Origin of the sequence: Yoonia sp. R2331 (assembly GCF_041103235.1) — a bacterium.
In the GTDB taxonomy this organism is placed as follows: domain Bacteria; phylum Pseudomonadota; class Alphaproteobacteria; order Rhodobacterales; family Rhodobacteraceae; genus CANMYO01.
Genome location: NZ_JBGCUN010000001.1, coordinates 579695 through 599939, shown reverse-complemented (window position 1 = coordinate 599939; position 20245 = coordinate 579695). Strand labels below are relative to the sequence as shown.

Genomic DNA, 20245 nt, shown 5'->3' with positions numbered 1-20245 from the left:
GGCCGCGCGCCAAGGTCGCCGCTAAGGTCCTGTCATGACTTATGAACTCTTTATCGGGGACCGCACGTTTTCAAGCTGGTCCATGCGCGGCTGGTTGATGCTGGAATGTTTTGACCTGCCTTACAAAACAACGCTCGTCGGGCTTTACAGCGGCACCTACCGCGAAGACCTTGCCGCCTTGGCGCCCGCCCGCACCGTACCCGCAATGCGCACGCCGCAAGGTGGCATCTTGACCGATAGTTTGGCCATGGCAGAGACTTTGGCAGAGGAAAACCCGGACCTTGCGCTTTATCCCAAGGACCCCGCCGCACGCGCGCTGGCGCGGTCTATGGCATCGGAAATGCACAGCGGTTTCAGTGCGTTGCGTGGCGCTTGCCCGCAGATGCTGGCACATGGCTGGAATGGGTTTGCCGTGTCTGACGATGTCAAAGCCGATCTCGACCGGATCATGACGCTGTGGCAACGCGCCAAAGATCTCTATGGCGCGGACGGCCCGTGGTTGTTTGGTGATTACACACTGGTTGACGCATTTTATGCCCCCGTCGCCGGACGGATCGCGACCTATGGTCTGCCGGTCGATGGTTCGACGCAAAGCTATGTGGCGGCGCATCTTGATGACCCGGCCTTTCGCCGCTGGCGCGCCATGGGACTGACCGAGACTTATGATCCGATGCCCTACCGACACGCCCTGCCAGAGATTCCCTGGCCGGGACCAACGCCACTGACCGCAGAGCCTGTCACCGATGGCACGCCTGAAAACGACCGATGCCCGTATTCAGGCGAAGATGTGACCCATCTGGCGCAGATCGAGGGACGCATTTTCGGATTTTGCAACGCCTTCTGCCGCGACAAAACCGTTGCCGATGCAGCCGCTTGGCCGAAATTCATGGCGCTTCTGGAGCGTTAACCAATCTTAAACCCTCTGGCCCCTATTCGTTAACCAAGAAGGGGACGATGGTTCATGTCAGTGGTGGCCTATACAGTTGCATTCGACGGGATAGAGGCGCGTCAGGTCGAAGTGCAATGCGCCGTCGCCCCCGGCATGCCAGCCTTCGCCATCGTCGGCCTGCCGGACAAGGCCGTGTCAGAGGCGCGCGAACGGGTCAGGTCTGCCTTGTCGGCAATGTCGATCGCGCTGCCGTCCAAGCGGATCACGATCAACCTCTCACCTGCCGATATGCCCAAAGAGGGATCGCATTTCGATTTGCCGATTGCGCTGGCAGTGCTCGCAGCCCTTGACGTGGTCCCGCGCGAGGCTGTGGCCGGCACTGTGGCGCTGGGAGAACTTTCCCTTGACGGCGGGCTGGTGCCGGTTGTGGGCGCATTGCCCGCCGCGATGACGGCCAGTGCCGATGACCGGACGCTCATGTGCCCTGCCACCTGCGGGGCAGAGGCCGCATGGGTCGACGCGGTGGCGGTGATTGCCCCGCGGTCACTGGCCGAGGCGGTGCAGCACTTTAGTGGTCAGGCGGTTTTGGCCCCCGCCACACCCGGCGAAGTCACAGGGCCCAGCGGTGCGCGCGATCTGGCCGAAGTCAAAGGCCAGGAACGCGCCAAACGTGCGCTGGAAATCGCCGCCGCCGGGCGGCATCACCTGCTGATGGTCGGTTCTCCGGGGTCGGGAAAATCCATGCTGGCGGCCCGCTTACCGGGGATCATGCCGCCGCTGACCCCGGCAGAGGCGTTGGAGACCTCGATGATCCATTCGCTGGCCGGGTTACTGGACGAAGGCGGGATCAGCCGCCAGCGCCCGTTTCGCGAGCCCCACCATACCGCGTCAATGGCGGCCATCGTCGGCGGTGGCCGTGGCGCGAAACCGGGCGAGATTTCCCTGGCGCACAACGGCGTGCTGTTCATGGACGAATTCCCCGAATTCCCGCGCACTGTGCTGGAGACCCTGCGCCAACCGATTGAAACCGGCGAGGTCGTGGTGGCGCGCGCCAATGCGCATGTCCGCTATCCCTGCCGGTTCATGCTGGTGGCGGCCGCCAACCCTTGCAAATGCGGCTACCTCGCCGATCCGGCCCGCGCCTGCGCCCGCGTCCCGATCTGTGGTGAAGATTATCTTGGCCGCATTTCTGGCCCGTTGATGGACCGCTTTGACCTGCGGGTCGAAGTGCCGCCGGTGGCCTTCACCGATCTGGACTTACCCGAATGCGGTGATCGATCCGCCGATGTGGCAGCGCGGGTCGCTGCCGCCCGCGCGGTGCAGACCGCGCGCTTTGCCGATCAGTCGGACATGACCGTCAACGCGGACGCACAAGGTGCTGTTCTGGAGGAGATCGCGACGCCGGACGCCGAGGGCCGCACGCTTTTGACCCGCGTTGCGGAACGGTTTGGACTGTCAGCGCGCGGGTATCACCGGGTGCTGCGGGTGGCCCGCACAATTGCCGATCTGGATGGCGCCAAAGAGGTCCGCCAACCCCATGTGGCCGAAGCGGTCAGTTTTCGGCTCGCCATGTCGAAAGAGGTTTAGGATCTGCGCCGCTCTATCGCTTGCCAGATCTTCTCTGCAACATTGATCCCGTCAAAGCGCTCTAGCTCTTGAATGCCTGTGGGGGATGTCACGTTAATTTCGGTCAGCCAGTCGCCGATCACGTCAATGCCCACAAAGACCTGACCCTTCTCGCGCAAAAGCGGCCCGATCCGCGCGCAAATCTCGCGGTCGCGATCTGTCAATTCGACCTTCTCCGGGCGGCCACCCACATGCATGTTCGACCGGGTTTCACCTTTCGCAGGCACCCGGTTGATCGCGCCCACTGGTTCGCCATCCACAAGGATCACACGTTTGTCGCCCTTGGTGACGTCCGGCAAAAACTTCTGCATAATCAAGGGCTCGCGGTTGATGCCGGCAAAAAGCTCGTGCAGCGACGCAAGATTGCTATCGTCCTTGCGCAGTTTGAAGACACCGGCACCACCGTTGCCGTAAAGCGGTTTGAGGATGACATCACCGTGCTCTGCCCGGAAGGCACGCAGCGTGTCCAGATCGCGGGCGATCATTGTGGGTGGCGTCAGGTCCGGGAATTGCAGGACCAGCAGTTTTTCGGGGTAATTGCGCACCCAGAACGGATCATTCACCACCAGTGTTTCAGGATGCACCATATCAAGCAGATGCGTCGTGGTGATATAGCCCATGTCAAACGGCGGATCCTGCCGCAACCAGACCACATCAAAATCAGCCAGATCAACCACTTGCTGCGCGGCAAGGGTGAAATGATCACCCTTGACCCGCTGAACCGTCAGCGGCCAGCCCTGCGCCATAACGCGGCCTGCGTTATAGGACAGCTTGTCGGGCGTGTAATAGAACAGACTGTGACCGCGCGCCTGCGCCTCTTCCGCGATGCGGAATGAGCTATCGGCATCAATGTCAATCGGACCGATCGGGTCCATTTGGATGGCAACTTTCAGGGACATGGGCGACCTCAGGCATGCAAATTCTGCCCTTTACATGGGGCAAGCCCCGATCATGTGCAATGGCGCAAATCAGGCGTCCATGAATGCGTTCTCGATGATCTGCACTGCACCTTGGGCGTTCACAAGGGCCACGTCAAAACGCACATCTGTCAACTGACCCTTGGGTTCGTTGGCGATATATTCTGACGCGGCGCCATAGATGCGATCCATCTGCCGACGCGACAGGCGCGTTGCTGCCTGCGCAAAACTGCGGCTTTTCTTGACCTCGACAAAGACGATGCAATCGCCTTCGCGCACGATCAAATCAACTTCTCCGGCAGAACCGCGCCAGCGCTTGTTCAACGCAGGCCATCCGCGCCGCGCATAATCGGACGCCACAATGTCCTCGGCTGCGGCCCCGGCATAGTAACTTGTGCGTCCGCTCATTTATCTGTCTCCAATGTCAGCGCCAGCTGATAAACCTGCCTGCGCGGCAAACCCAGCGCGCCTGCGACCGTTGTCGCCGCATCCTTAACCCGCATCGTCTGCATCGCGTCGCGCAGCGCGCTTTCGATCATCGCATCATCCACATCAACGGCACCCGCGCGCCCAACAAGAACAACGATTTCGCCTTTGACATTGCGGCCACTGAACTGGTCCGCCAATTCATCCAGGGTCCCGCGCAACACCTCTTCAAATCGTTTGGTCAATTCACGACACACAACTGCATCGCGACCACCCCCCAAAACTTCGCGCAGACTTTCTAATAATCCATGAACACGTTTCGGGCTTTCATAGAAAACAAGCGTAAATGGCGTGTCCCGCAGGGCCGCAATCTCGGTTTCGCGCTGGGTCTTGCCAGAGGGCAGGAACCCAACAAATGCAAACCGGTCGGTGGGCAGCCCGGCGACGCTTAGTGCGGCAATCACAGCAGAGGGTCCGGGCGCCGTGGTCACGAGGATATCTTGGGCCATTGCGGCGCGGCCCAGTTCATAGCCCGGATCGGCAATAAGTGGCGTGCCGGCCTCGGACACATAGGCAACGGATTTCCCGGCTTTCATCTCTGCCACCAGCCGGTTGACGGCCCCCGCACCAGAGTGATCATGAAACGCCAAAAGAGGCCGTCCATCAATTGCAACCCCATGAATATCCATCAGTTTTCGCGCCGTCCGCGTATCCTCTGCCGCGATCACGTCGGCGCTTGCCAACACATCAAGCGCGCGCAAGGTGATATCGCGCGCCGACCCGATGGGCGTGGCTACAAGGTACAGCCCCGCCTGTAGCTGTGTTGCTTTGAAATTCATCCCTAGACCCTTCTGCCCCCGGCTCTATGATGGTCCCGACCAGAGTACCAAAGGAAGCCTGCACATGTTTGCCGTTTTACCGCGCCCTCGCAAGCCATTCGCCTTGCTGATGGCCTTTCTGTCGTTCCTGTGGGTGTCTGCCTGCGCCCCCACCGCCATCGTGGCGCCCGGCGCAAATACAGGTCAGCGGATTGATACATCAGCCCCTGTGCAAGTGGCGCTTTTGGTGCCCGGTGGTTCCGCCACAGGCAGTGACCAGTTTCTGGCGTCAAACCTTGAAAACGCTGCACGTCTGGCGATCTCTGATCTGAACGGGGTCGAGGTTGATTTGCGCGTCTACAACACCGGCAGCGACCCGGTGCAAGCCGCCAGTGTTGCGACGCAAGCCGCCAACGACGGGGCCAAGATCCTGTTGGGGCCGCTTTTTGCTGAATCCGCCAATGCCGCAGGTGTGGCCGTGGCCGCGCGCAACATCAACGTTCTGGCCTTTTCCAACAACCCCACCATCGCAGGCGGCAACGTCTTTGTGCTTGGCGCAACTTTTGACAACACCGCCAACCGGCTGGTGCAATACGCGGCGCGTCAGGGCAACACCCGCTTTGCGGTGGTGCATGGCGACGATGTGGGCGGTCAGGTTGGGCGCGATGCGATCACCCGCGCGGTGCGCAGCAATGGCGGTCAGGTTGCCGCCGTTGAAAGCTATCCGCTGTCACAGCAGGGCATCCTGGGTTCAACCGGGCGCATTGCCGGGGCGATCAAATCCGGCGGCGCTGACGCTGTCTTTCTGACCGGCGGGGTGAATGCCGATCTACCGATCCTTGCCACCGCCCTGCCAGAGGCGGGCGTGAACCCGACCGACACACAATTCATCGGCTTGCAGCGTTGGAATGCCGTACCACAGGCACTGTCCCTGCCAGGCCTGCAGGGCGGTCTTTTCGCCCTGCCCGACCGCGCGATGAGCGCCAATTTCGAGGCCCGCTATGCCGGTGTCTATGGCGAAGCACCGCACCCGCTTGCAGGCCTTGCCTATGACGGGATCGCAGCGATCGGGGCGCTTGTCGCCCGTGGCGATGCCAATGCGCTCACCAAATCCGCATTGACCACGCCGCAGGGTTTTCAGGGCACAAACGGCATCTTTCGCCTGCTGCCCAATGGCCTGAACGAACGTGGTCTGGCCGTCGCAACCATCCGTAACAATCAGGTCGTTGTCCTTGAGCCAGCCCCCCGCAGCTTTGGTGGCGCCGGTTTCTGAACCGGCCCCCGCCACAGATAAAACAGATAGCGCGCCGGACGGTCTGATCTGTCCGGCGCACGACATTTTTGACCCCGCCGCGGTGCAGGCGGCTTTGGCGCAGGCCTGCGCCGATGCCAAGGACGACCGGGACGTGCGGCGCGCGACAGTCACCATTCTGGCCGAGGCGCAAAAGCGCGGCCGTGCCGCCATCGCCGCCGCCTTTGTAGATGACCCTTTTCGCGCGCGCCCCACGGTGCGGGCGTATAGCTGGCTGACCGATCAATTGGTGATGGCAGTGCTTTCGGTTGCGCGTGACCGCTTGCACCCTTTGCCCAATCCCACCGAAGGCGAGCGGCTGAGCATTATCGCCGTTGGCGGCTACGGACGCGGTGAGATGGCCCCGCATTCCGACGTCGATCTGTTGTTTCTGACGCCCTACAAGCTGACCCCATGGGCCGAAAGCGTGATCGAAAGCAGTCTTTACATGTTGTGGGACCTCAAGCTGAAGGTTGGTCACGCCAGCCGCACGATCAAGGATTGCCTGCGCCTCGCCAAAGATGACTACACCATTCGCACCTCACTGGTTGAAATGCGCCACCTGTCTGGTGATGAAACCCTTGCCGGGACGCTGGTCGAGAAATTGCGCAAAGAACTGTTCCGCGCCACCAAGGCCGAGTTTATCGAAGCCAAACTGGCCGAGCGCGAGGCGCGACACATCAAACAGGGCGGCCAGCGCTACATGGTGGAGCCCAACGTGAAGGAAGGCAAAGGCGGGCTGCGAGACCTGCAATCGCTGTACTGGATCGGCAAGTATATCCATGGCGTCAGCCAGGCCCGCGAATTGGTCGCCCACAAGGTCTTTACCGAGGATGAATACGACACCTTCCGTGCCGCGCATGAATTCCTGTGGGCAGTGCGCTGCCACCTGCACCTGATCGCCGGACGCGCGTCTGACCAGTTGAGCTTTGACATGCAAGTCATCGTGGCCGAGGCGATGGGCTATGAGGACAGCGGCGGACGACGCGGCGTGGAACACTTCATGCAGGCCTATTTCCGCCATGCGACCAGCGTCGGTGATCTGACCCGGATTTTCCTGACCGCCCAAGAGAAAAGCCAGGCCAAGGCCGAACCGATGCTGTTCCGGCTTTTGAAGCGGCGGGCCAAGGTCGAAAAGCCCTATGCTATCAAGCAAAACAGGCTGACAGTGTCCGCGCCCAAGACCTTTCTGTCGGACAAGCTGAACCTGTTGCGAATCTTTGAAATCGCACTGCGGACCGGCCTGCTGGTGCATCCTGACGCCATGCGTCTGATCGCCGCGAACCTGGATCTGATCGACGAAGACATGCGCCAGTCGAAAGAGGCGAACCGCCTGTTTCTTGGCCTCTTGCTGAAACACGGCAACCCCGAGCGCGCATTGCGGCGGATGAATGAGCTAAACGTGCTGGCCGCTTTCATGCCGGAATTTGCGCCCATCGTGGCGATGATGCAGTTCAACATGTACCACCACTACACAGTGGACGAGCACACCATTCAAGTGATCAGCCAGCTGGCCCAGATCGAACGTGAGGAACTGATCGAGGATTTGCCGATTGCCTCTGGCATCCTTAAACGCGGCGTGAACCGCAAGGTGCTTTATGCAGCACTTTTGCTGCATGACATCGGCAAAGGCCGCAAAGAGGACCATTCCGTTCTGGGCGCGCAGATCGCACGCAAGGTGGCCCCCCGGCTGGGGCTGAACAAGAAAGAATGCGAAACCGTCGAATGGCTGATCCGCTACCATCTGCTGATGTCTGACACGGCGCAAAAGCGCGACATCGCTGAGCCGCGCACCGTGCGTGGCTTTGCCAATGCGGTGAAATCGGTGGAGCGGCTGGACCTGCTGACGGTGCTGACGGTCTGCGATATTCGCGGCGTCGGGCCCGGTACCTGGAACAACTGGAAGGCGGTACTGATCCGCAACCTTTACCGTGCCACACGTGATGCGCTGGAAACCGGTCTGGAGGACCTCAACCGCGAAAGCCGCGAGGCCGAGGCCAAGCGCCAGCTGCGCAGCGCCTTGGCGGACTGGCCCGCCAAAGACCTGCGCGCAGAGGTGGGGCGGCACTATGGCACCTACTGGCAAGGTCTGCCGCCGGCGGCCCATCTGGTTTTTGCCCGTTTGCTGAAAGAGGTCAAAGACACCGAAATCAGCATTGATCTGATGCCCGATGAAGACCGGGACGCCACCCGCGCCTGCTTTGTGATGGTCGACCATCCCGGTCTCTTTAGCCGGATGACGGGCGCATTGGCGCTCGTCGGGGCCAATATCGTCGATGCCCGTACCTATACGTCCAAAGACGGCTATGCCACGGCGGTGTTCTGGGTGCAGGACGCAGATGGCACCCCTTATGAAGCAGCGCGCCTACCGCGTCTGCGCCAGATGATCGCCAAGACCCTGCGTGGAGAGGTGGTCGCACGCGACGCGCTGGTGGACCGCGACAAGTACAAGAAACGTGAGCGTGCCTTTAAGGTGCCCACGACGATCACCTTTGATAACGACGGCTCTGAAATCTACACGATTATTGAGGTGGACACCCGCGACCGCCCCGGCCTGTTGTTTGACCTGACCCGGACCCTTGCAAACGCTCATGTCTATATCGCCTCTGCGGTGATCGCGACCTATGGGGAACAGGTCGTCGACACCTTCTATGTCAAGGACATGGTGGGGCTGAAATTCTACTCTGAAGGCAAGCGTGCCGCGCTGGAACGTAAACTGCGCGAGGCGATTGCGCTTGGTGCAGAACGGGCGCACGCATGAAACCGATCCGCCTGATGGCTGGTTTCTTTACCGTCGGCATCTGGACACTGCTCAGCCGAATATTGGGCTTTGTCCGTGACATTCTGATCGCGGCCTTTCTTGGCACCGGCGTGGTGGCGGAGGCGTTCCTCATCGCCTTTTCGCTGCCCAACCTTTTTCGCCGCTTTTTTGCCGAGGGCGCGTTCAACATGGCGTTCATTCCGATGTTCGCCAAAAAGCTTGAAACCGATGACGCGCCGCAACGCTTTGCGCAGGATGCCTTTGTCGGCATGGCGTTCCTGTTGTCGATCTTCACTGCGCTGGGGGTGATCTTTATGCCCGCGCTGGTGACGCTGATGGCCAGCGGGTTTCGTGGGGATGAGCGGTTTGATTTGGCCGTCCGGTATGGCCGCATCGCCTTTCCCTACATCTTGTTTATCTCTCTCGCGGCGTTGCTGTCGGGGGTCTTGAACGCCACCGGGCGCTTTGCCGCCGCAGCTGCGGCACCGGTCCTTTTGAATGTGGTCTTTGTGGCGGCAATTCTCTGGGGGGCCAGCACCTCTGGCGAGGCCGCAGCCATAGGAACCAAGCTGGCATGGGCCGTGCCGGTTGCAGGGATCGCGCAACTGGCGCTGGTCTGGTGGGCCGCCAAAAGGGCCGGCTATGCCCTGCGTCTGGGCCTGCCGCGCATGACGCCGGAACTCAAACGCCTAGCGATTATCGCCGCCCCTGCCGCACTGGCCGGGGGTGTGGTCCAGATCAACCTGCTGGTCGGGCGGCAAGTCGCCAGCTTCTTTGACGGGGCGGTCGCATGGCTGTCCTATGCTGACCGGCTGTATCAACTGCCGCTGGGGGTGGTGGGCATTGCCATCGGCGTCGTCCTGTTGCCCGACCTTGCCCGCCGTCTGGGAGCAGATGACGCCGCCGGCGGGCAGGATGCGTTCAACCGCGCAGCAGAAATCAGCCTCGCCCTGACCGTACCTGCCGCCGTGGCGCTGCTGGTGATCCCGGCACCGCTGGTCAGCGTGTTGTTCGAGCGCGGTGCGTTTTCGGCCGCAGACACGCAGGCCACAGCACTTGCCGTCGCAGTCTATGGTCTGGGCCTGCCAGCCTTTGTTTTGCAAAAGGCGCTGCAACCGCTGTTCTTCGCTCGCGAGGACACCAAGCGGCCCTTCAAGTACGCACTTGTGGCGATGGTTCTGAACCTGGTGATCGCCGTCGGCCTGTCACCGGTCATTGGCTATATCGCCGCCGCCGTTGGCACCACATTGACCGGTTGGGCAATGGTTTTCCTGCTGTGGCGCGGATCACGCGGGATGGGGCAGGCATCACAAATTGATGAACGTTTTCAGAAGCGTATCGGGCGTATCATCATCGCAAGCCTCATCATGGGCGTGATCCTATGGGGTTTTGCGGCAGTTCTTTCCCCCTATCTTGCCGCCGCCACGCTGCGCTATGCAGCTCTTGCCCTACTTGTGGCGACAGGGCTTCTGTCCTACTTCGCCATCGGGCAGGCCATCGGTGCGTTCAAGTTGAACGAAATTCGCAAGGCCCTGCGCCGCTAGCGAAACCTTTTGACCCACCGCACCGTGAATGTGGGGAAGACGAACCAAAGTTGTCTGCTGATGGGCGCAATGCCGCCACAGTTTCTTCTTTGTTTGCCGTTAACCATTACCAAGAAGATGCTGTGAAAATTGGACGCGCAAGAATGCAAACGCTGGAACAGATGACTGCACAAAAGGTTGAACACGCCGTTTCTGTCGCGCGTCCCAGCCTGCGCGCAGTCACCATGCCGCCCAAGCCAGCGCAGGCCCCGGCCCAGCCCGGCGCGACGCGCTATGCCAGTTACTTCAAACGCCCTTTTGATATCTTCATGGTCCTGCTTGGCGCCCCATTGGCTGTGCCGCTGATTGGCTTGATGATCTGTGCGATCTGGCTCTCCGGGGGTCAGCCTCTTTACCGTCAGGAACGCCTTGGCAGAGGCGGCAAGCTTTTCACCATGTGGAAGCTACGCACGATGGTGACAGACGCGGACGCAGCTTTGGCGGCCCATCTGGCCTCGCATCCTGCGGCCCGTGCGGAATGGGATGCCAACCAAAAGCTGCGCGATGACCCCCGCATCACTCGGATTGGCCGTGTTTTGCGCAAGATTTCCTTTGATGAGCTGCCGCAGATCTGGAACGTGCTGAGGGGCGACATGAGCCTGATTGGACCGCGTCCGATGATGGTTTGCCAAAAGGTGCTGTACCTGGGCGAAGGTTATTACACCCTGCGCCCCGGCATCACCGGGCTGTGGCAGGTGTCGCGCCGCAATGATGTGTCGTTTACCGAACGCGCCAATATCGACGGCATCTATGCCCGCAACGTAACGTTCAAGGGTGATCTGCGCATTCTCGCCCAGACACTGCGGGTCGTCTTTCGCGGCACGGGCGTCTAGGACCGCTGCCGCAACCGCTGGACCAGCGCAGCCCAGCCACCCGGGACCAGCAGTGTTGCCACTGCAAACCCAAACACAAAGCCCGCCAATTCCGCGATCCAGGCATTGCCTGCGCCGAAGAGCAAACCAAAGACCAATTGCAGCGCCAGCAAAAAGCCGATCAGCCGAAAGGCGGCCAATTGGCTTTGCCCGGTGCGGCCAAGGTGCAACCAGATCACATAGGTATAGGCGCCAATCAGGCCGTAGACCGGTGGGAACAGGCCAAAGAGCGGCGTTGTGCCGCTGGCGATCAGGCAGAACACGATGGCCCCGCCGATGGATGTTGCCAGAAACACCACCAAAACTGCGAGGTTGCCCAGCGCGTCGCCCACAAATTTACCGAGCGCCAGCAGCAGTGCTGCGCCAAACAGCGCTTGTGTAAAGCTGGCGTGGACAAAGGGATAGGTCAGGAACCGCATCAGCATCTCGGGCGCATAATCGCCGCGCGCATGCATCCATTCCAGCACAGCAGGCGACACCGAATAATCCTGTAAGGCATTGATCCGCCACCCGATTGCGGTGCGATCTGCCACGACGCCAAACTGCCCCGCGCTTAGCACCAGTTCCACCAGAACCGCGATCAGGCAAAGGACGATCACCACCGGCGGGATTGGGTTGACGGGGCTTTGGTTTTCCATTGCACGGCTCATTGAAGTTGACGGTCTGCTCTGGCATGGGTAAGCGCAGAGCGCCTAAACCACCAGACCGGATCATCAGATGACTGCCTCGACCTTTACCCCGCGTGTTTTCTCTGGGATCAAGCCCTCGGGCGGTTTGCAGCTGGGCAATTATCTGGGCGCAATCAAACGGTTTGTCGGGATGCAGGGCCCGGATTTCGAGACGGTCTATTGCGTTGTCGACCTGCACGCGATCACCGTCTGGCAAGACCCCGCAGAGCTGGCGCAAGGCACCCGAGAGGTTGCCGCAGGCTATCTGGCCGCTGGGCTCGACCCTGAAAAGTCCATTCTTTTCAACCAGTCACAGGTTTCCGCCCATGCCGAATTGGGCTGGATTTTCAACTGTGTGGCCCGTGTTGGCTGGATGAACCGGATGACGCAGTTCAAGGATAAGGCCGGGTCTGGCGCTGAAAAAGCCTCGCTTGGGCTTTATGCTTATCCGTCGCTGATGGCGGCTGACATCCTGCTTTATCACGCGACCCATGTGCCGGTTGGAGAGGATCAAAAACAGCATGTGGAGTTGACGCGGGACATTGCGGCGAAGTTCAACCATGACTTCAAAACCGATTTTTTCCCGGAAACTCAACCGGTTATCGACGGCCCGGCCACTCGCGTGATGAACTTGCGCGACGGGTCCAAGAAGATGTCGAAGTCTGGTGAGAGCGACATGGAACGCATCAACATGCTGGATGATGCCGACAAGATCGCCAAGAAGTTCCGCAAGGCCAAGACCGACCCAGAGCCGCTGCCAGAGACGCTGGATGGTCTGAAAGACCGTGCCGAGGCGCGCAATTTGGTCGAGATTTATGCAGCTTTATCAGACACTTCGCCCGAAGCTGTCATCACGGAATACGCAGGGGCCGGTTGGGGTCAATTCAAGCCTGCGCTCGCCGATCTGGCGGTGGACAAGCTTGCGCCGATCTCGGACGAGATGCGCCGCCTGATGGATGACCCGGCCGAAATTGACCGGATTCTGGGCAAAGGTGCTGAAAAGGCCCGCGCGATTGCGGACCCGATCCTGCGCCAGACCTATGACATTGTCGGGCTGTTGCGCGGCTAAAAGGGCCACCTGCGGACCATACACATCCGATACACAAAGCATGCACAAACCATGCACATGACTGTCCAAGCGTGTGTGTGAAGGCACGGCGCGCTTTTGGACGGCAGTCATCGTGCCGGACCGCACCCAAAACCGTCGTCGGGGTTAAGGCCCGTTAAGCTTTGCCCGCGAATTTAACGTGGCCGCAACTTTTTGCGTGAGGGTACGGTGGCCGCCTGGTCCGGGGCGCGCCACGACCCGCGGATCGGGGGTTTTGACTGACTTCGAGATCATGGCGACCCAAGAGCCGGTCAACCCCGACCCCAAAGGCGTGTCATGAAGTTGTGACAGTGATCCGGCAAGGTTTCGGCATGGGCCCTGCACCCCGTCCCCGCCGGTGGCCCCAATATTGCGCCCGACCCCCGCTCCCCCCCGGGGTCGGGCGCTTTACGTTTGTGCGGGTGCGGCCTAGCGTGCCTTCAGCAAGAGGAGGCACCCATGGCGACCGGCACCAATATCCGCACCTATTTCAATGGCACCTGGCATCAGGGTGACGTGCCGGTCATGTCGGCAGCTGACCACGGCGCTTGGCTGGGGTCAGGCGTGTTTGACGGGGCGCGGATGGTCAACGGGCTGACGCCTGATCTGGACCTGCATTGCGCAAGGGTGAACCGGTCTGCCGAGGCGCTGATGCTGACACCAACGGTCAGCACCGCAGATATGATTGCCATTATAAAGGAAGGTCTGGCGGCCTATGCCCCCGGCACCCCGGTTTACATCCGCCCGATGTACTGGGGCATCAACGGCGATGTGACGGCGATTGTGCCGCAGGGGGATCAGACCGGCTTTGCCATTTGTCTGGAAGAAATCCCCTTTGCCAAGCCAGAGGCCACCACCACCCTGACCACGACGCGATTCCGCCGCCCGGTCATGGAAGACGCGGTGGTCGATGCCAAGGCGGGCTGTCTTTATCCTAACAACGCACGGATGCTGGTTGAGGCGCGCGCGAAGGGATTTGGCAATGCGCTGGTGGCGGATGCGATGGGCAATGTCGCTGAAAGTGCCACGTCCAACGTCTTTATCGTGCGCGACGGGGTGGTGATGACGCCCATTCCCAACGGCACCTTTCTGGCGGGCATCACGCGCGCACGCCACATCAGCAACCTGCGCGCCGACGGGGTCGAGGTGATTGAGGGCGTTTTGTCCTTTGAGGATGTGCGCGCCGCGGATGAGGTGTTCCTGTCGGGCAATATGTCCAAGGTCACGCCGGTCAGCGCATTTGACGACCGCCAGTATCAGGTGGGGCCGGTCACGCGCCGGGTGCGCGAGATGTATTGGGACTGGGCTGCGTCGCAAGCCTGACCTTGCCCCTGCGCAAAGCCGCGGTTTTGCGCGGAATCGCCGTTGCCAGCGTCCGGGCTTGGTGACAATGTGTGGGTCGCAAGACAGCGAAGGGATCCGCGATGCGCAAGTTTCTGGTCATTCTGGATGACAGCCGCGAGTGTCTGAACGCCATGCGGTTCGCTGCGATGCGGGCAGCCCATACGGGCGGCGGCGTCACCATCCTGTCTGTGATCCCGCCTGATGAGTTCAACCATTGGATCGGTGTGGGTGAGATCATGCGCGCCGAGGCGCGTGAACGGATCGAGGTCCACTACGAAGTTTTCGCCAAATGGATGCGCGACAAACAAAACGTCGAACCCAATCTGGTCATCCGCGAAGGTGAACCGGTGCCGCAGATCATGGCGCAGGTCAGCGAAGACCCAGACATTGGTGTTCTTGTGCTCGGTGCGGGCACCGAAGGCAAAGGGCCCGGCCCGCTTATCACGGCATTGACCCGTCAGGCCGGCGAATTGCCGATCCCGATCACCATTGTGCCGGGTGATTTGTCCAAAGAACGGCTTGAGGCGATTACGTAACCCAAATGAACCGCGCAGCAGCTATCTCGATTGCCTGTCTGGTCCCCGTTTTTGCGGTGGCCTTTTATGTCCTGACCCGCACCATGACCCCGATCTGGGGCTACTTTGCGGCACTTGGTGTCTATTGGGTCGCGTTGATCGTCTTGCTCGTCCGCTATTGGCCGGATTACCGCCCCAACCTGTCGTGGCGTCTGCCTGCCCTTTGGATCTGGGTTGCACAGGCCGTGATGTTGGTAGGGGTCGCCGTTGCTGCGGCGCTTGCCCTCGCGGCTCAGCCCGCTGCATTGGCCTATCTGCCGTTGATCGCCGTTATTGCCCTGACGAACGGCACACTCGAAGAACTTTTTTGGCGCGGGGTTCTGTTGCCGGCCCCGCAAGCGCGGGATGCGGCACTGGCATTGGCGCTTTTTGTGGGTTGGCATCTGGCCTTGCTGGCCGCAACGGGGGTGCATGTAACCGGCGGCGCCCTTGGACTGCTGGGCGGCGCGTTCTTTGGCGGCCTGCTATGGACGATGGCCCGACTGCAAACCGGAACGGTCGGATTTGGCATCGTCGCGCATGTGCTTTTGAACCTTTTGGCCTTTAGTGAGCTGACAGCACACAACCTGTGACGTGACATACGCATCACGGCACAGAGAGATCACTGAAATGCGCTGACATATGCCGACACGGGCATGCGAGCCGGGCGAAATATTTGCCAATCACAGCTTTGCGTGACGATTTTTTTCGTGAGCGGTTGAAACCGAAATCTGGCAAATTTTCGCATGTTTTCAGCCCTGTCCGACCCGGTTCTGTTCGCGGCAGATTTAGCGATGTGCATAAATGCACACATCTGGGGGGACGGTGCGAACTGTCTTCGCGTCAAGGGGAACGCCCCCTCACAACCCGTTCGATTTTTCGTGATCAGCACACCCCTTTCCGGATCGGGATTTGCGAACAATCTTTGTCTCATCGAAACGCGGCACACCCCGCCGCAAACAAACAAACGGCCCCCGGGCCACATCAACTGGCCCACCTCCCAAGGCCGCACACAACGCCCCAAAAGGGCACATGAAAGGAACGAAACCATGTCTATCAAAACACTTACACTCGCCGCCGCCGCTGTCGCAATCACTGCTGGTGCAGCTTCCGCCAACACCTTTGGTTTTCAGGAAAGCGTTGAAGACCGCAACAGCATCGAGCTGGGTCTGGTGACTGCTGCCGCTGACGGTGTGGTCGAGATCTACAACCTGAAAGCTGGTGAGCAGGGCGCGCTGCTGGGTATGCAGAGCGTGAACGCAGGTGCCAACGATGATGTGCGCATCAACATCGGCAACGGCTTCAAGACTGACGTGCTGGCCGTGCTGAAGGTCGACGGCCAGATCGTCGCCACCGAAGAATTCGACGTCGCACGCTAATCGCCACGTCTCTACCGGATCGCCCAATCATGGGCGGCCCGGCCACCTCCCCCAAAAACAAGCCTGCGCAATGCGGGCATCTAAAAGGAACGAAAACATGTCTATCAAAACACTTACTCTCGCCGCTGCTGTTGCTTTGACCGCTGGTGCTGCTTCTGCAAACGGCTTTGGCTTTCAGGAATCTGTCGAAGACCGCAACAGCATCGAGCTGGGTCTGGTAACCGCCGCTGCTGACGGTGTGGTCGAAATCTACAACCTGCAGGCTGGCAACCAAGGCGCACTGCTGGGTGCCACGATGGTGAACGCTGGTGCAAACGACGACGTGCGCATCAACATCGGCAACGGGTTCAAGACTGACGTTCTTGCCGTGCTGAAAGTTGACGGCCAGATCGTCGCGACCGAAGAATTCGACGTCGCTCGCTTCTAATCCCTCTCCCCCCTGGGGTCGCCCAAAGGGGCGGCCCGCTCCTCTCCCCTCCCAAATCATGGCGCAGTCCCGCGCCGACATCACAAAGGAACGAAAACATGTCTATCAAAACACTCATCACCGCTGCCGCCGCTGTCGCAATCACTGCTGGTGCAGCTTCCGCAAACACCTTTGGCTTTCAGGAAAGCGTTGAAGACCGCAACAGCATCGAGCTGGGTCTGGTAACCGCTGCTGCTGACGGTGTGGTCGAAATCTACAACCTGCAGGCTGGCAACCAAGGCGCACTGCTGGGTGCCACGATGGTGAACGCTGGTGCAAACGACGACGTGCGCATCAACATCGGCAACGGGTTCAAGACTGACGTTCTTGCCGTGCTGAAAGTTGACGGCCAGATCGTTGCTACAGAGGCATTTGACGTCGCACGCTAATTGATAACGACGATCAATCGAGGGGCCGGTTCCGCAAGGGGCCGGCCCTTTGCGCATTGGAACTTAGAATGGTTCCAAAACCTTGACATGGCCGCCGCTGAGGCGCATATCTGGGACCTGATCCGAAGGGGGCCCAAGATGTTCATTCAGACCGAATCCACGCCAAACCCGGCGACGCTGAAATTCCTGCCCGGTCAGGCCGTTCTGGACGTGGGCACCGCCGATTTCCCAACAGTTGAGGCCGCAGAGGCATCCCCCTTGGCCAAACGCATCTTTGGCGCAGGTGGTGTGGCTGGCGTGTTCTTTGGCGTCGATTTTGTCACCGTGACCAAGGCCGAAGACGCCGAGTGGGACCATATCAAGCCCGGCATTCTGGGCGCGATCATGGAACATTATCAATCCGGCGCATCGGTCATGGGTGAAGACCATCAGCCCGTGTCGGGCCATGCCGAACACACCGGCGAAGACGGCGAAATTGTGGGCCAGATCAAAGAATTGCTGGACACCCGCGTACGCCCGGCGGTGGCACAGGACGGTGGCGACATCACGTTCCACGGTTTTGACCGCGGCATCGTCTATCTGCACATGCAGGGGGCTTGCGCTGGCTGCCCATCCTCGACCCTGACGCTGAAGATGGGGATTGAGAACCTGCTGCGGCACTACATCCCCGAAGTTATCGAAGTCCGCCCCGTGGCCGCGTGATGGCGGACAAGGTTGAGGTTGAAAACGTCAACGTCCCCGGACAGGTGACCCGCGTCGATGCGGCCAAATATCACGCGATGAAAGATGCGATGATGCAGGTCATGGCCGGTGCTGCGCCGATGACCGCCAATGCGATCAAAGAGGCTGCCAAGGCGCATTTGCCCGAAGATCTGTTCCCCGGCGGGGCCACATCGGGCTGGTGGCAGAAGTCAGTCCAGCTTGATCTGGAAGCCAAGGGCGTCGTGCAGCGCCATGCCACCAAGCCGCTGACCTTTACGCTGACATGACCACATTGCTTGCGTTTGATACCGCGGCAGCCCATTGCGCTGCCGCACTGTTGTTGCAAGGGCGTGTTGTGACGCGCGTGGACGCGATGGCGCGCGGACAGGCCGAACATCTGATGCCAATGCTGGAAGAAGTGCTGACCGCCGAGGGACTGCATTGGCGCGATCTGGACGGGATTGGTGTGGGCATTGGCCCCGGCAATTTCACCGGCATCCGGATTTCCGTGGCGGCCGCGCGCGGTTTGGCGCTGGGGCTTGGGAAGCCCGCGATTGGCGTCAGCACCTTTGATGCGCAAGCTTATGGGCGGTCAGGGGCGACCATTGTGCTGCCCGCCCCCCGCGATCAGGTCTATGTGCAACGGGCCGATGACGCACCGCAATTTTTGCGGGCGGAAGAGGCCCCGGCGGGCGCCCCGCTGAAGGACACAAGCACCATGATCGCGGACCTCGCACAGGTGGCCGCAAGCCGGTTGGGCACGCCGCAGCCGCGCCCTGCCCCGCTTTACATGCGCCCCGCCGATGCCGCGCCACCCAAGGAGGCAGCCCCGGTGATCCTGGGATGAGCCTTCCGGCGGATTTGGCGGCGACCCATGCGGCGGCCAATCAGGTCGACCGGGCCTGGACCGCCACCGAGTTCCAAGACTTGCTCGCTGCCGGTGCCACCCTCACCGGTGATGCGCGCAGTTTCGTGCTGGGTCGCATCATTGCGGGCGAAGGCGAGGTGCTGACGCTGGCCACCCACCCCGACCACCAGCGCAAAGGGCTGGCGCGGGCCGCGCTGGCCGCATTCTGCGCCACCTGCGACACCGTCTTTCTGGAAGTCGCAGCGGACAATGCAGCCGCCCTTGCGCTGTATCGCAGTGCGGGGTTTGCGCAGGTCGGCAAGCGGGCGGGATATTACAAACGCCCGAATCACACCCCCGTCGACGCCTTGGTTTTGCAATACAAAGCGGCGGGCTGATGGTTTTTTGACCAGTCGGTCAAAAGCAAAACGCGGGGGAACCTAGGGAAACCCGCCCAATTGCCGAAGAATCGGTTGACCCCCGCCCCGCGCCGTTGCCTTATCTTGCGATGGACCGGCTTGACCGGCTCGCATTTTCACGGGGGCGTGGCGCGTGTTTGTGACGCCAAAGCCCCCCAACAGAAACGACCTGGGAGAAACCAATGACCCTTATGACAAAATTCCTCGGCGCATCCGCTGCAGTGGCGCTGACCGCAAGTGCCGCTTGGGCCGACGGCCACGGCGCTGATCCCGCAATCATCTTTGACCTGGGTGGCAAGTTCGACAAATCCTTCAACGAGAGCGCATTCAACGGCGCCACCCGTTGGGCCGAAGAAACCGGCAGGTCCTTCGCCGAGGTCGAGCTGCAGTCCGACGCCCAGCGCGAGCAGGCCCTGCGCCGCTTTGCAGAAGCGGGCAACAACCCCATCGTGATGGCAGGCTTTGCCTTTGCCACGGCACTGGGTGAGGTTGCACCGGATTATCCTGACACCAAGTTCCAGATCATCGACATGGTGGTTGATGCCGACAATGTGCGGTCGATCGTGTTCGCTGAAGAGCAGGGTTCCTATCTGGTCGGCATGGCGGCGGCCATGGCATCCGAGACCGGCACCGTTGGTTTCATCGGCGGCATGGACATTCCGCTGATCCGTAACTTTGCCTGCGGCTATGCCCAGGGCGTGAAAGCGGCAAACCCCGATGCGACCGTGATCGCCAACATGACAGGCACAACGCCTGCCGCTTGGAACGACCCGGTCAAAGGGTCCGAGCTGACGATTGCGCAGATCAGCCAGGGCGCTGACGTGGTCTATGCGGCCGCTGGCGGCACCGGTGTGGGCGTGCTGCAAACGGCTGCTGACGAAGGCATCCTGTCGATCGGTGTGGACAGCAACCAGAACTATCTGCACCCCGGTCAGGTTCTGACCTCGATGATGAAGCGCGTGGACAATGCGGTTTATGACGCGTTCAAGGCGGGCACCGATCTGGAGCCCGGTTTCAACGTCATGGACCTGTCCAATGGTGGTGTGGGCTATGCGGTTGACGAGAACAACGCAGAGCTGATCAGCGCCGATATGGCCGCAGCCCTTGAGGATGCGCAGGCCAAGATCGCCGCGGGTGAGATCATGGTTCACAACTACAACAGCGACGAAACCTGCCCGGCCTATGACTTCTAAGTCAGCCTGACAGG

At 60.8% G+C, this 20245-nt stretch carries 22 protein-coding genes; 18 read left to right on the top strand and 4 right to left on the bottom strand.

Annotated elements, in window-relative coordinates:
- The first annotated feature begins 34 nt into the window (after nucleotides 1–34).
- Together AB3Y40_RS02970 and AB3Y40_RS02965 are read left to right on the top strand one after the other, a co-directional pair.
- Nucleotides 35–907 carry a glutathione S-transferase gene (locus tag AB3Y40_RS02970; protein ID WP_369437316.1) on the top strand — a complete coding sequence of 291 codons (873 nt, stop codon included), beginning with the start codon at nucleotides 35–37 and terminating at the stop codon, nucleotides 905–907.
- 54 nt (nucleotides 908–961) lie between these two features.
- Nucleotides 962–2476, top strand: coding sequence for a YifB family Mg chelatase-like AAA ATPase (locus AB3Y40_RS02965; protein ID WP_369437315.1), 1515 nt, complete (start codon nucleotides 962–964; stop codon nucleotides 2474–2476).
- On the opposite strand, the gene gshB is transcribed toward AB3Y40_RS02965, so the two are convergent.
- From gshB to rsmI, 3 genes are all read right to left on the bottom strand, one after another.
- Complete coding sequence (gene gshB, locus AB3Y40_RS02960) at nucleotides 2473–3414, bottom strand: glutathione synthase (RefSeq protein ID WP_369437314.1); 942 nt, start codon at nucleotides 3412–3414, stop codon at nucleotides 2473–2475. The two genes, AB3Y40_RS02965 and gshB, sit on opposite strands and share 4 nt — an antisense overlap.
- Nucleotides 3415–3483: 69 nt before the next feature.
- The gene (locus AB3Y40_RS02955; RefSeq protein WP_369437313.1) at nucleotides 3484–3840 is read right to left on the bottom strand and encodes a YraN family protein; all 357 of its coding nucleotides are present in this window, start codon (nucleotides 3838–3840) and stop codon (nucleotides 3484–3486) included.
- A complete protein-coding gene (rsmI, locus tag AB3Y40_RS02950; protein WP_369437312.1) occupies nucleotides 3837–4697 on the bottom strand; it encodes a 16S rRNA (cytidine(1402)-2'-O)-methyltransferase in 861 nt (286 codons plus the stop codon). The genes AB3Y40_RS02955 and rsmI overlap by 4 nt, the downstream gene beginning before the upstream one ends.
- A 64-nt stretch (nucleotides 4698–4761) precedes the next feature.
- Here rsmI and AB3Y40_RS02945 point away from each other — a divergent pair, with 64 nt between their 5' ends.
- From AB3Y40_RS02945 to AB3Y40_RS02930, 4 genes are all read left to right on the top strand, one after another.
- Nucleotides 4762–5949 carry a penicillin-binding protein activator gene (locus AB3Y40_RS02945; RefSeq protein ID WP_369437311.1) on the top strand — a complete coding sequence of 396 codons (1188 nt, stop codon included), beginning with the start codon at nucleotides 4762–4764 and terminating at the stop codon, nucleotides 5947–5949.
- Complete coding sequence (locus AB3Y40_RS02940; protein WP_459553960.1) at nucleotides 5909–8728, top strand: [protein-PII] uridylyltransferase; 2820 nt, start codon at nucleotides 5909–5911, stop codon at nucleotides 8726–8728. Before AB3Y40_RS02945 ends, AB3Y40_RS02940 begins: the two co-directional genes overlap by 41 nt.
- Nucleotides 8725–10272 (top strand): murein biosynthesis integral membrane protein MurJ, encoded by a 1548-nt coding sequence (gene murJ, locus AB3Y40_RS02935; protein WP_369437310.1) that lies wholly within the window; start codon nucleotides 8725–8727, stop codon nucleotides 10270–10272. The genes AB3Y40_RS02940 and murJ overlap by 4 nt, the downstream gene beginning before the upstream one ends.
- A 143-nt stretch (nucleotides 10273–10415) precedes the next feature.
- Nucleotides 10416–11144, top strand: a complete 729-nt coding sequence (locus AB3Y40_RS02930; protein WP_369437309.1) for a sugar transferase — start codon at nucleotides 10416–10418, stop codon at nucleotides 11142–11144.
- On the opposite strand, the gene AB3Y40_RS02925 is transcribed toward AB3Y40_RS02930, so the two are convergent.
- Nucleotides 11141–11821 carry a rhomboid family intramembrane serine protease gene (locus tag AB3Y40_RS02925; protein ID WP_369437308.1) on the bottom strand — a complete coding sequence of 227 codons (681 nt, stop codon included), beginning with the start codon at nucleotides 11819–11821 and terminating at the stop codon, nucleotides 11141–11143. The genes AB3Y40_RS02930 and AB3Y40_RS02925 overlap by 4 nt on opposite strands.
- 79 nt (nucleotides 11822–11900) lie before the next feature.
- Here AB3Y40_RS02925 and trpS point away from each other — a divergent pair, with 79 nt between their 5' ends.
- From trpS to AB3Y40_RS02865, 12 genes are all read left to right on the top strand, one after another.
- Complete coding sequence (gene trpS / locus AB3Y40_RS02920; protein ID WP_369437307.1) at nucleotides 11901–12920, top strand: tryptophan--tRNA ligase; 1020 nt, start codon at nucleotides 11901–11903, stop codon at nucleotides 12918–12920.
- Nucleotides 12921–13397: 477 nt separating this feature from the next.
- The gene (locus AB3Y40_RS02915) at nucleotides 13398–14261 is read left to right on the top strand and encodes a branched-chain amino acid aminotransferase (protein WP_369437306.1); all 864 of its coding nucleotides are present in this window, start codon (nucleotides 13398–13400) and stop codon (nucleotides 14259–14261) included.
- A 101-nt stretch (nucleotides 14262–14362) separates the two neighbouring features.
- Nucleotides 14363–14818 (top strand): universal stress protein, encoded by a 456-nt coding sequence (locus AB3Y40_RS02910; RefSeq protein ID WP_369437305.1) that lies wholly within the window; start codon nucleotides 14363–14365, stop codon nucleotides 14816–14818.
- 5 nt (nucleotides 14819–14823) lie between these two features.
- Nucleotides 14824–15429, top strand: coding sequence for a CPBP family glutamic-type intramembrane protease (locus AB3Y40_RS02905; protein ID WP_369437304.1), 606 nt, complete (start codon nucleotides 14824–14826; stop codon nucleotides 15427–15429).
- A gap of 456 nt (nucleotides 15430–15885) precedes the next feature.
- Nucleotides 15886–16215 carry a hypothetical protein gene (locus AB3Y40_RS02900; protein ID WP_369437303.1) on the top strand — a complete coding sequence of 110 codons (330 nt, stop codon included), beginning with the start codon at nucleotides 15886–15888 and terminating at the stop codon, nucleotides 16213–16215.
- Between the two features lie 97 nt (nucleotides 16216–16312).
- Nucleotides 16313–16642: a hypothetical protein gene (locus tag AB3Y40_RS02895; protein ID WP_369437302.1), complete on the top strand. Its 330-nt coding sequence runs from the start codon at nucleotides 16313–16315 to the stop codon at nucleotides 16640–16642.
- Between the two features lie 98 nt (nucleotides 16643–16740).
- A complete protein-coding gene (locus AB3Y40_RS02890; protein ID WP_369437301.1) occupies nucleotides 16741–17070 on the top strand; it encodes a hypothetical protein in 330 nt (109 codons plus the stop codon).
- A gap of 138 nt (nucleotides 17071–17208) precedes the next feature.
- A complete protein-coding gene (locus AB3Y40_RS02885) occupies nucleotides 17209–17772 on the top strand; it encodes a NifU family protein (RefSeq protein WP_369439587.1) in 564 nt (187 codons plus the stop codon).
- Entirely contained in the window at nucleotides 17772–18059 is a 288-nt protein-coding gene (locus AB3Y40_RS02880) for a DUF6958 family protein (protein ID WP_369437300.1), read from the top strand. The genes AB3Y40_RS02885 and AB3Y40_RS02880 overlap by 1 nt, the downstream gene beginning before the upstream one ends.
- Nucleotides 18056–18619 carry a tRNA (adenosine(37)-N6)-threonylcarbamoyltransferase complex dimerization subunit type 1 TsaB gene (gene tsaB / locus AB3Y40_RS02875; RefSeq protein ID WP_369437299.1) on the top strand — a complete coding sequence of 188 codons (564 nt, stop codon included), beginning with the start codon at nucleotides 18056–18058 and terminating at the stop codon, nucleotides 18617–18619. Before AB3Y40_RS02880 ends, tsaB begins: the two co-directional genes overlap by 4 nt.
- Complete coding sequence (locus AB3Y40_RS02870; RefSeq protein WP_369437298.1) at nucleotides 18616–19017, top strand: GNAT family N-acetyltransferase; 402 nt, start codon at nucleotides 18616–18618, stop codon at nucleotides 19015–19017. The genes tsaB and AB3Y40_RS02870 overlap by 4 nt, the downstream gene beginning before the upstream one ends.
- Nucleotides 19018–19220: 203 nt before the next feature.
- Nucleotides 19221–20231, top strand: coding sequence for a BMP family lipoprotein (locus AB3Y40_RS02865; RefSeq protein ID WP_369437297.1), 1011 nt, complete (start codon nucleotides 19221–19223; stop codon nucleotides 20229–20231).
- The last annotated feature ends 14 nt before the right edge of the window (nucleotides 20232–20245 follow it).

Excerpts from the sequence above, each read along its gene's own strand:
- AB3Y40_RS02970 (WP_369437316.1), top strand. The coding sequence starts at position 35 with ATGACTTATGAACTCTTTATCGGGGACCGCACGTTTTCAAGCTGGTCC.
- AB3Y40_RS02965 (WP_369437315.1), top strand. The coding sequence starts at position 962 with ATGTCAGTGGTGGCCTATACAGTTGCATTCGACGGGATAGAGGCGCGT.
- gshB (WP_369437314.1), bottom strand. The coding sequence starts at position 3,414 with ATGTCCCTGAAAGTTGCCATCCAAATGGACCCGATCGGTCCGATTGAC.
- AB3Y40_RS02955 (WP_369437313.1), bottom strand. The coding sequence starts at position 3,840 with ATGAGCGGACGCACAAGTTACTATGCCGGGGCCGCAGCCGAGGACATT.
- rsmI (WP_369437312.1), bottom strand. The coding sequence starts at position 4,697 with ATGAATTTCAAAGCAACACAGCTACAGGCGGGGCTGTACCTTGTAGCC.
- AB3Y40_RS02945 (WP_369437311.1), top strand. The coding sequence starts at position 4,762 with ATGTTTGCCGTTTTACCGCGCCCTCGCAAGCCATTCGCCTTGCTGATG.
- murJ (WP_369437310.1), top strand. The coding sequence starts at position 8,725 with ATGAAACCGATCCGCCTGATGGCTGGTTTCTTTACCGTCGGCATCTGG.
- AB3Y40_RS02930 (WP_369437309.1), top strand. The coding sequence starts at position 10,416 with ATGCAAACGCTGGAACAGATGACTGCACAAAAGGTTGAACACGCCGTT.
- AB3Y40_RS02925 (WP_369437308.1), bottom strand. The coding sequence starts at position 11,821 with ATGGAAAACCAAAGCCCCGTCAACCCAATCCCGCCGGTGGTGATCGTC.
- trpS (WP_369437307.1), top strand. The coding sequence starts at position 11,901 with ATGACTGCCTCGACCTTTACCCCGCGTGTTTTCTCTGGGATCAAGCCC.
- AB3Y40_RS02915 (WP_369437306.1), top strand. The coding sequence starts at position 13,398 with ATGGCGACCGGCACCAATATCCGCACCTATTTCAATGGCACCTGGCAT.
- AB3Y40_RS02910 (WP_369437305.1), top strand. The coding sequence starts at position 14,363 with ATGCGCAAGTTTCTGGTCATTCTGGATGACAGCCGCGAGTGTCTGAAC.
- AB3Y40_RS02905 (WP_369437304.1), top strand. The coding sequence starts at position 14,824 with ATGAACCGCGCAGCAGCTATCTCGATTGCCTGTCTGGTCCCCGTTTTT.
- AB3Y40_RS02900 (WP_369437303.1), top strand. The coding sequence starts at position 15,886 with ATGTCTATCAAAACACTTACACTCGCCGCCGCCGCTGTCGCAATCACT.
- AB3Y40_RS02895 (WP_369437302.1), top strand. The coding sequence starts at position 16,313 with ATGTCTATCAAAACACTTACTCTCGCCGCTGCTGTTGCTTTGACCGCT.
- AB3Y40_RS02890 (WP_369437301.1), top strand. The coding sequence starts at position 16,741 with ATGTCTATCAAAACACTCATCACCGCTGCCGCCGCTGTCGCAATCACT.
- AB3Y40_RS02885 (WP_369439587.1), top strand. The coding sequence starts at position 17,209 with ATGTTCATTCAGACCGAATCCACGCCAAACCCGGCGACGCTGAAATTC.
- AB3Y40_RS02880 (WP_369437300.1), top strand. The coding sequence starts at position 17,772 with ATGGCGGACAAGGTTGAGGTTGAAAACGTCAACGTCCCCGGACAGGTG.
- tsaB (WP_369437299.1), top strand. The coding sequence starts at position 18,056 with ATGACCACATTGCTTGCGTTTGATACCGCGGCAGCCCATTGCGCTGCC.
- AB3Y40_RS02870 (WP_369437298.1), top strand. The coding sequence starts at position 18,616 with ATGAGCCTTCCGGCGGATTTGGCGGCGACCCATGCGGCGGCCAATCAG.
- AB3Y40_RS02865 (WP_369437297.1), top strand. The coding sequence starts at position 19,221 with ATGACCCTTATGACAAAATTCCTCGGCGCATCCGCTGCAGTGGCGCTG.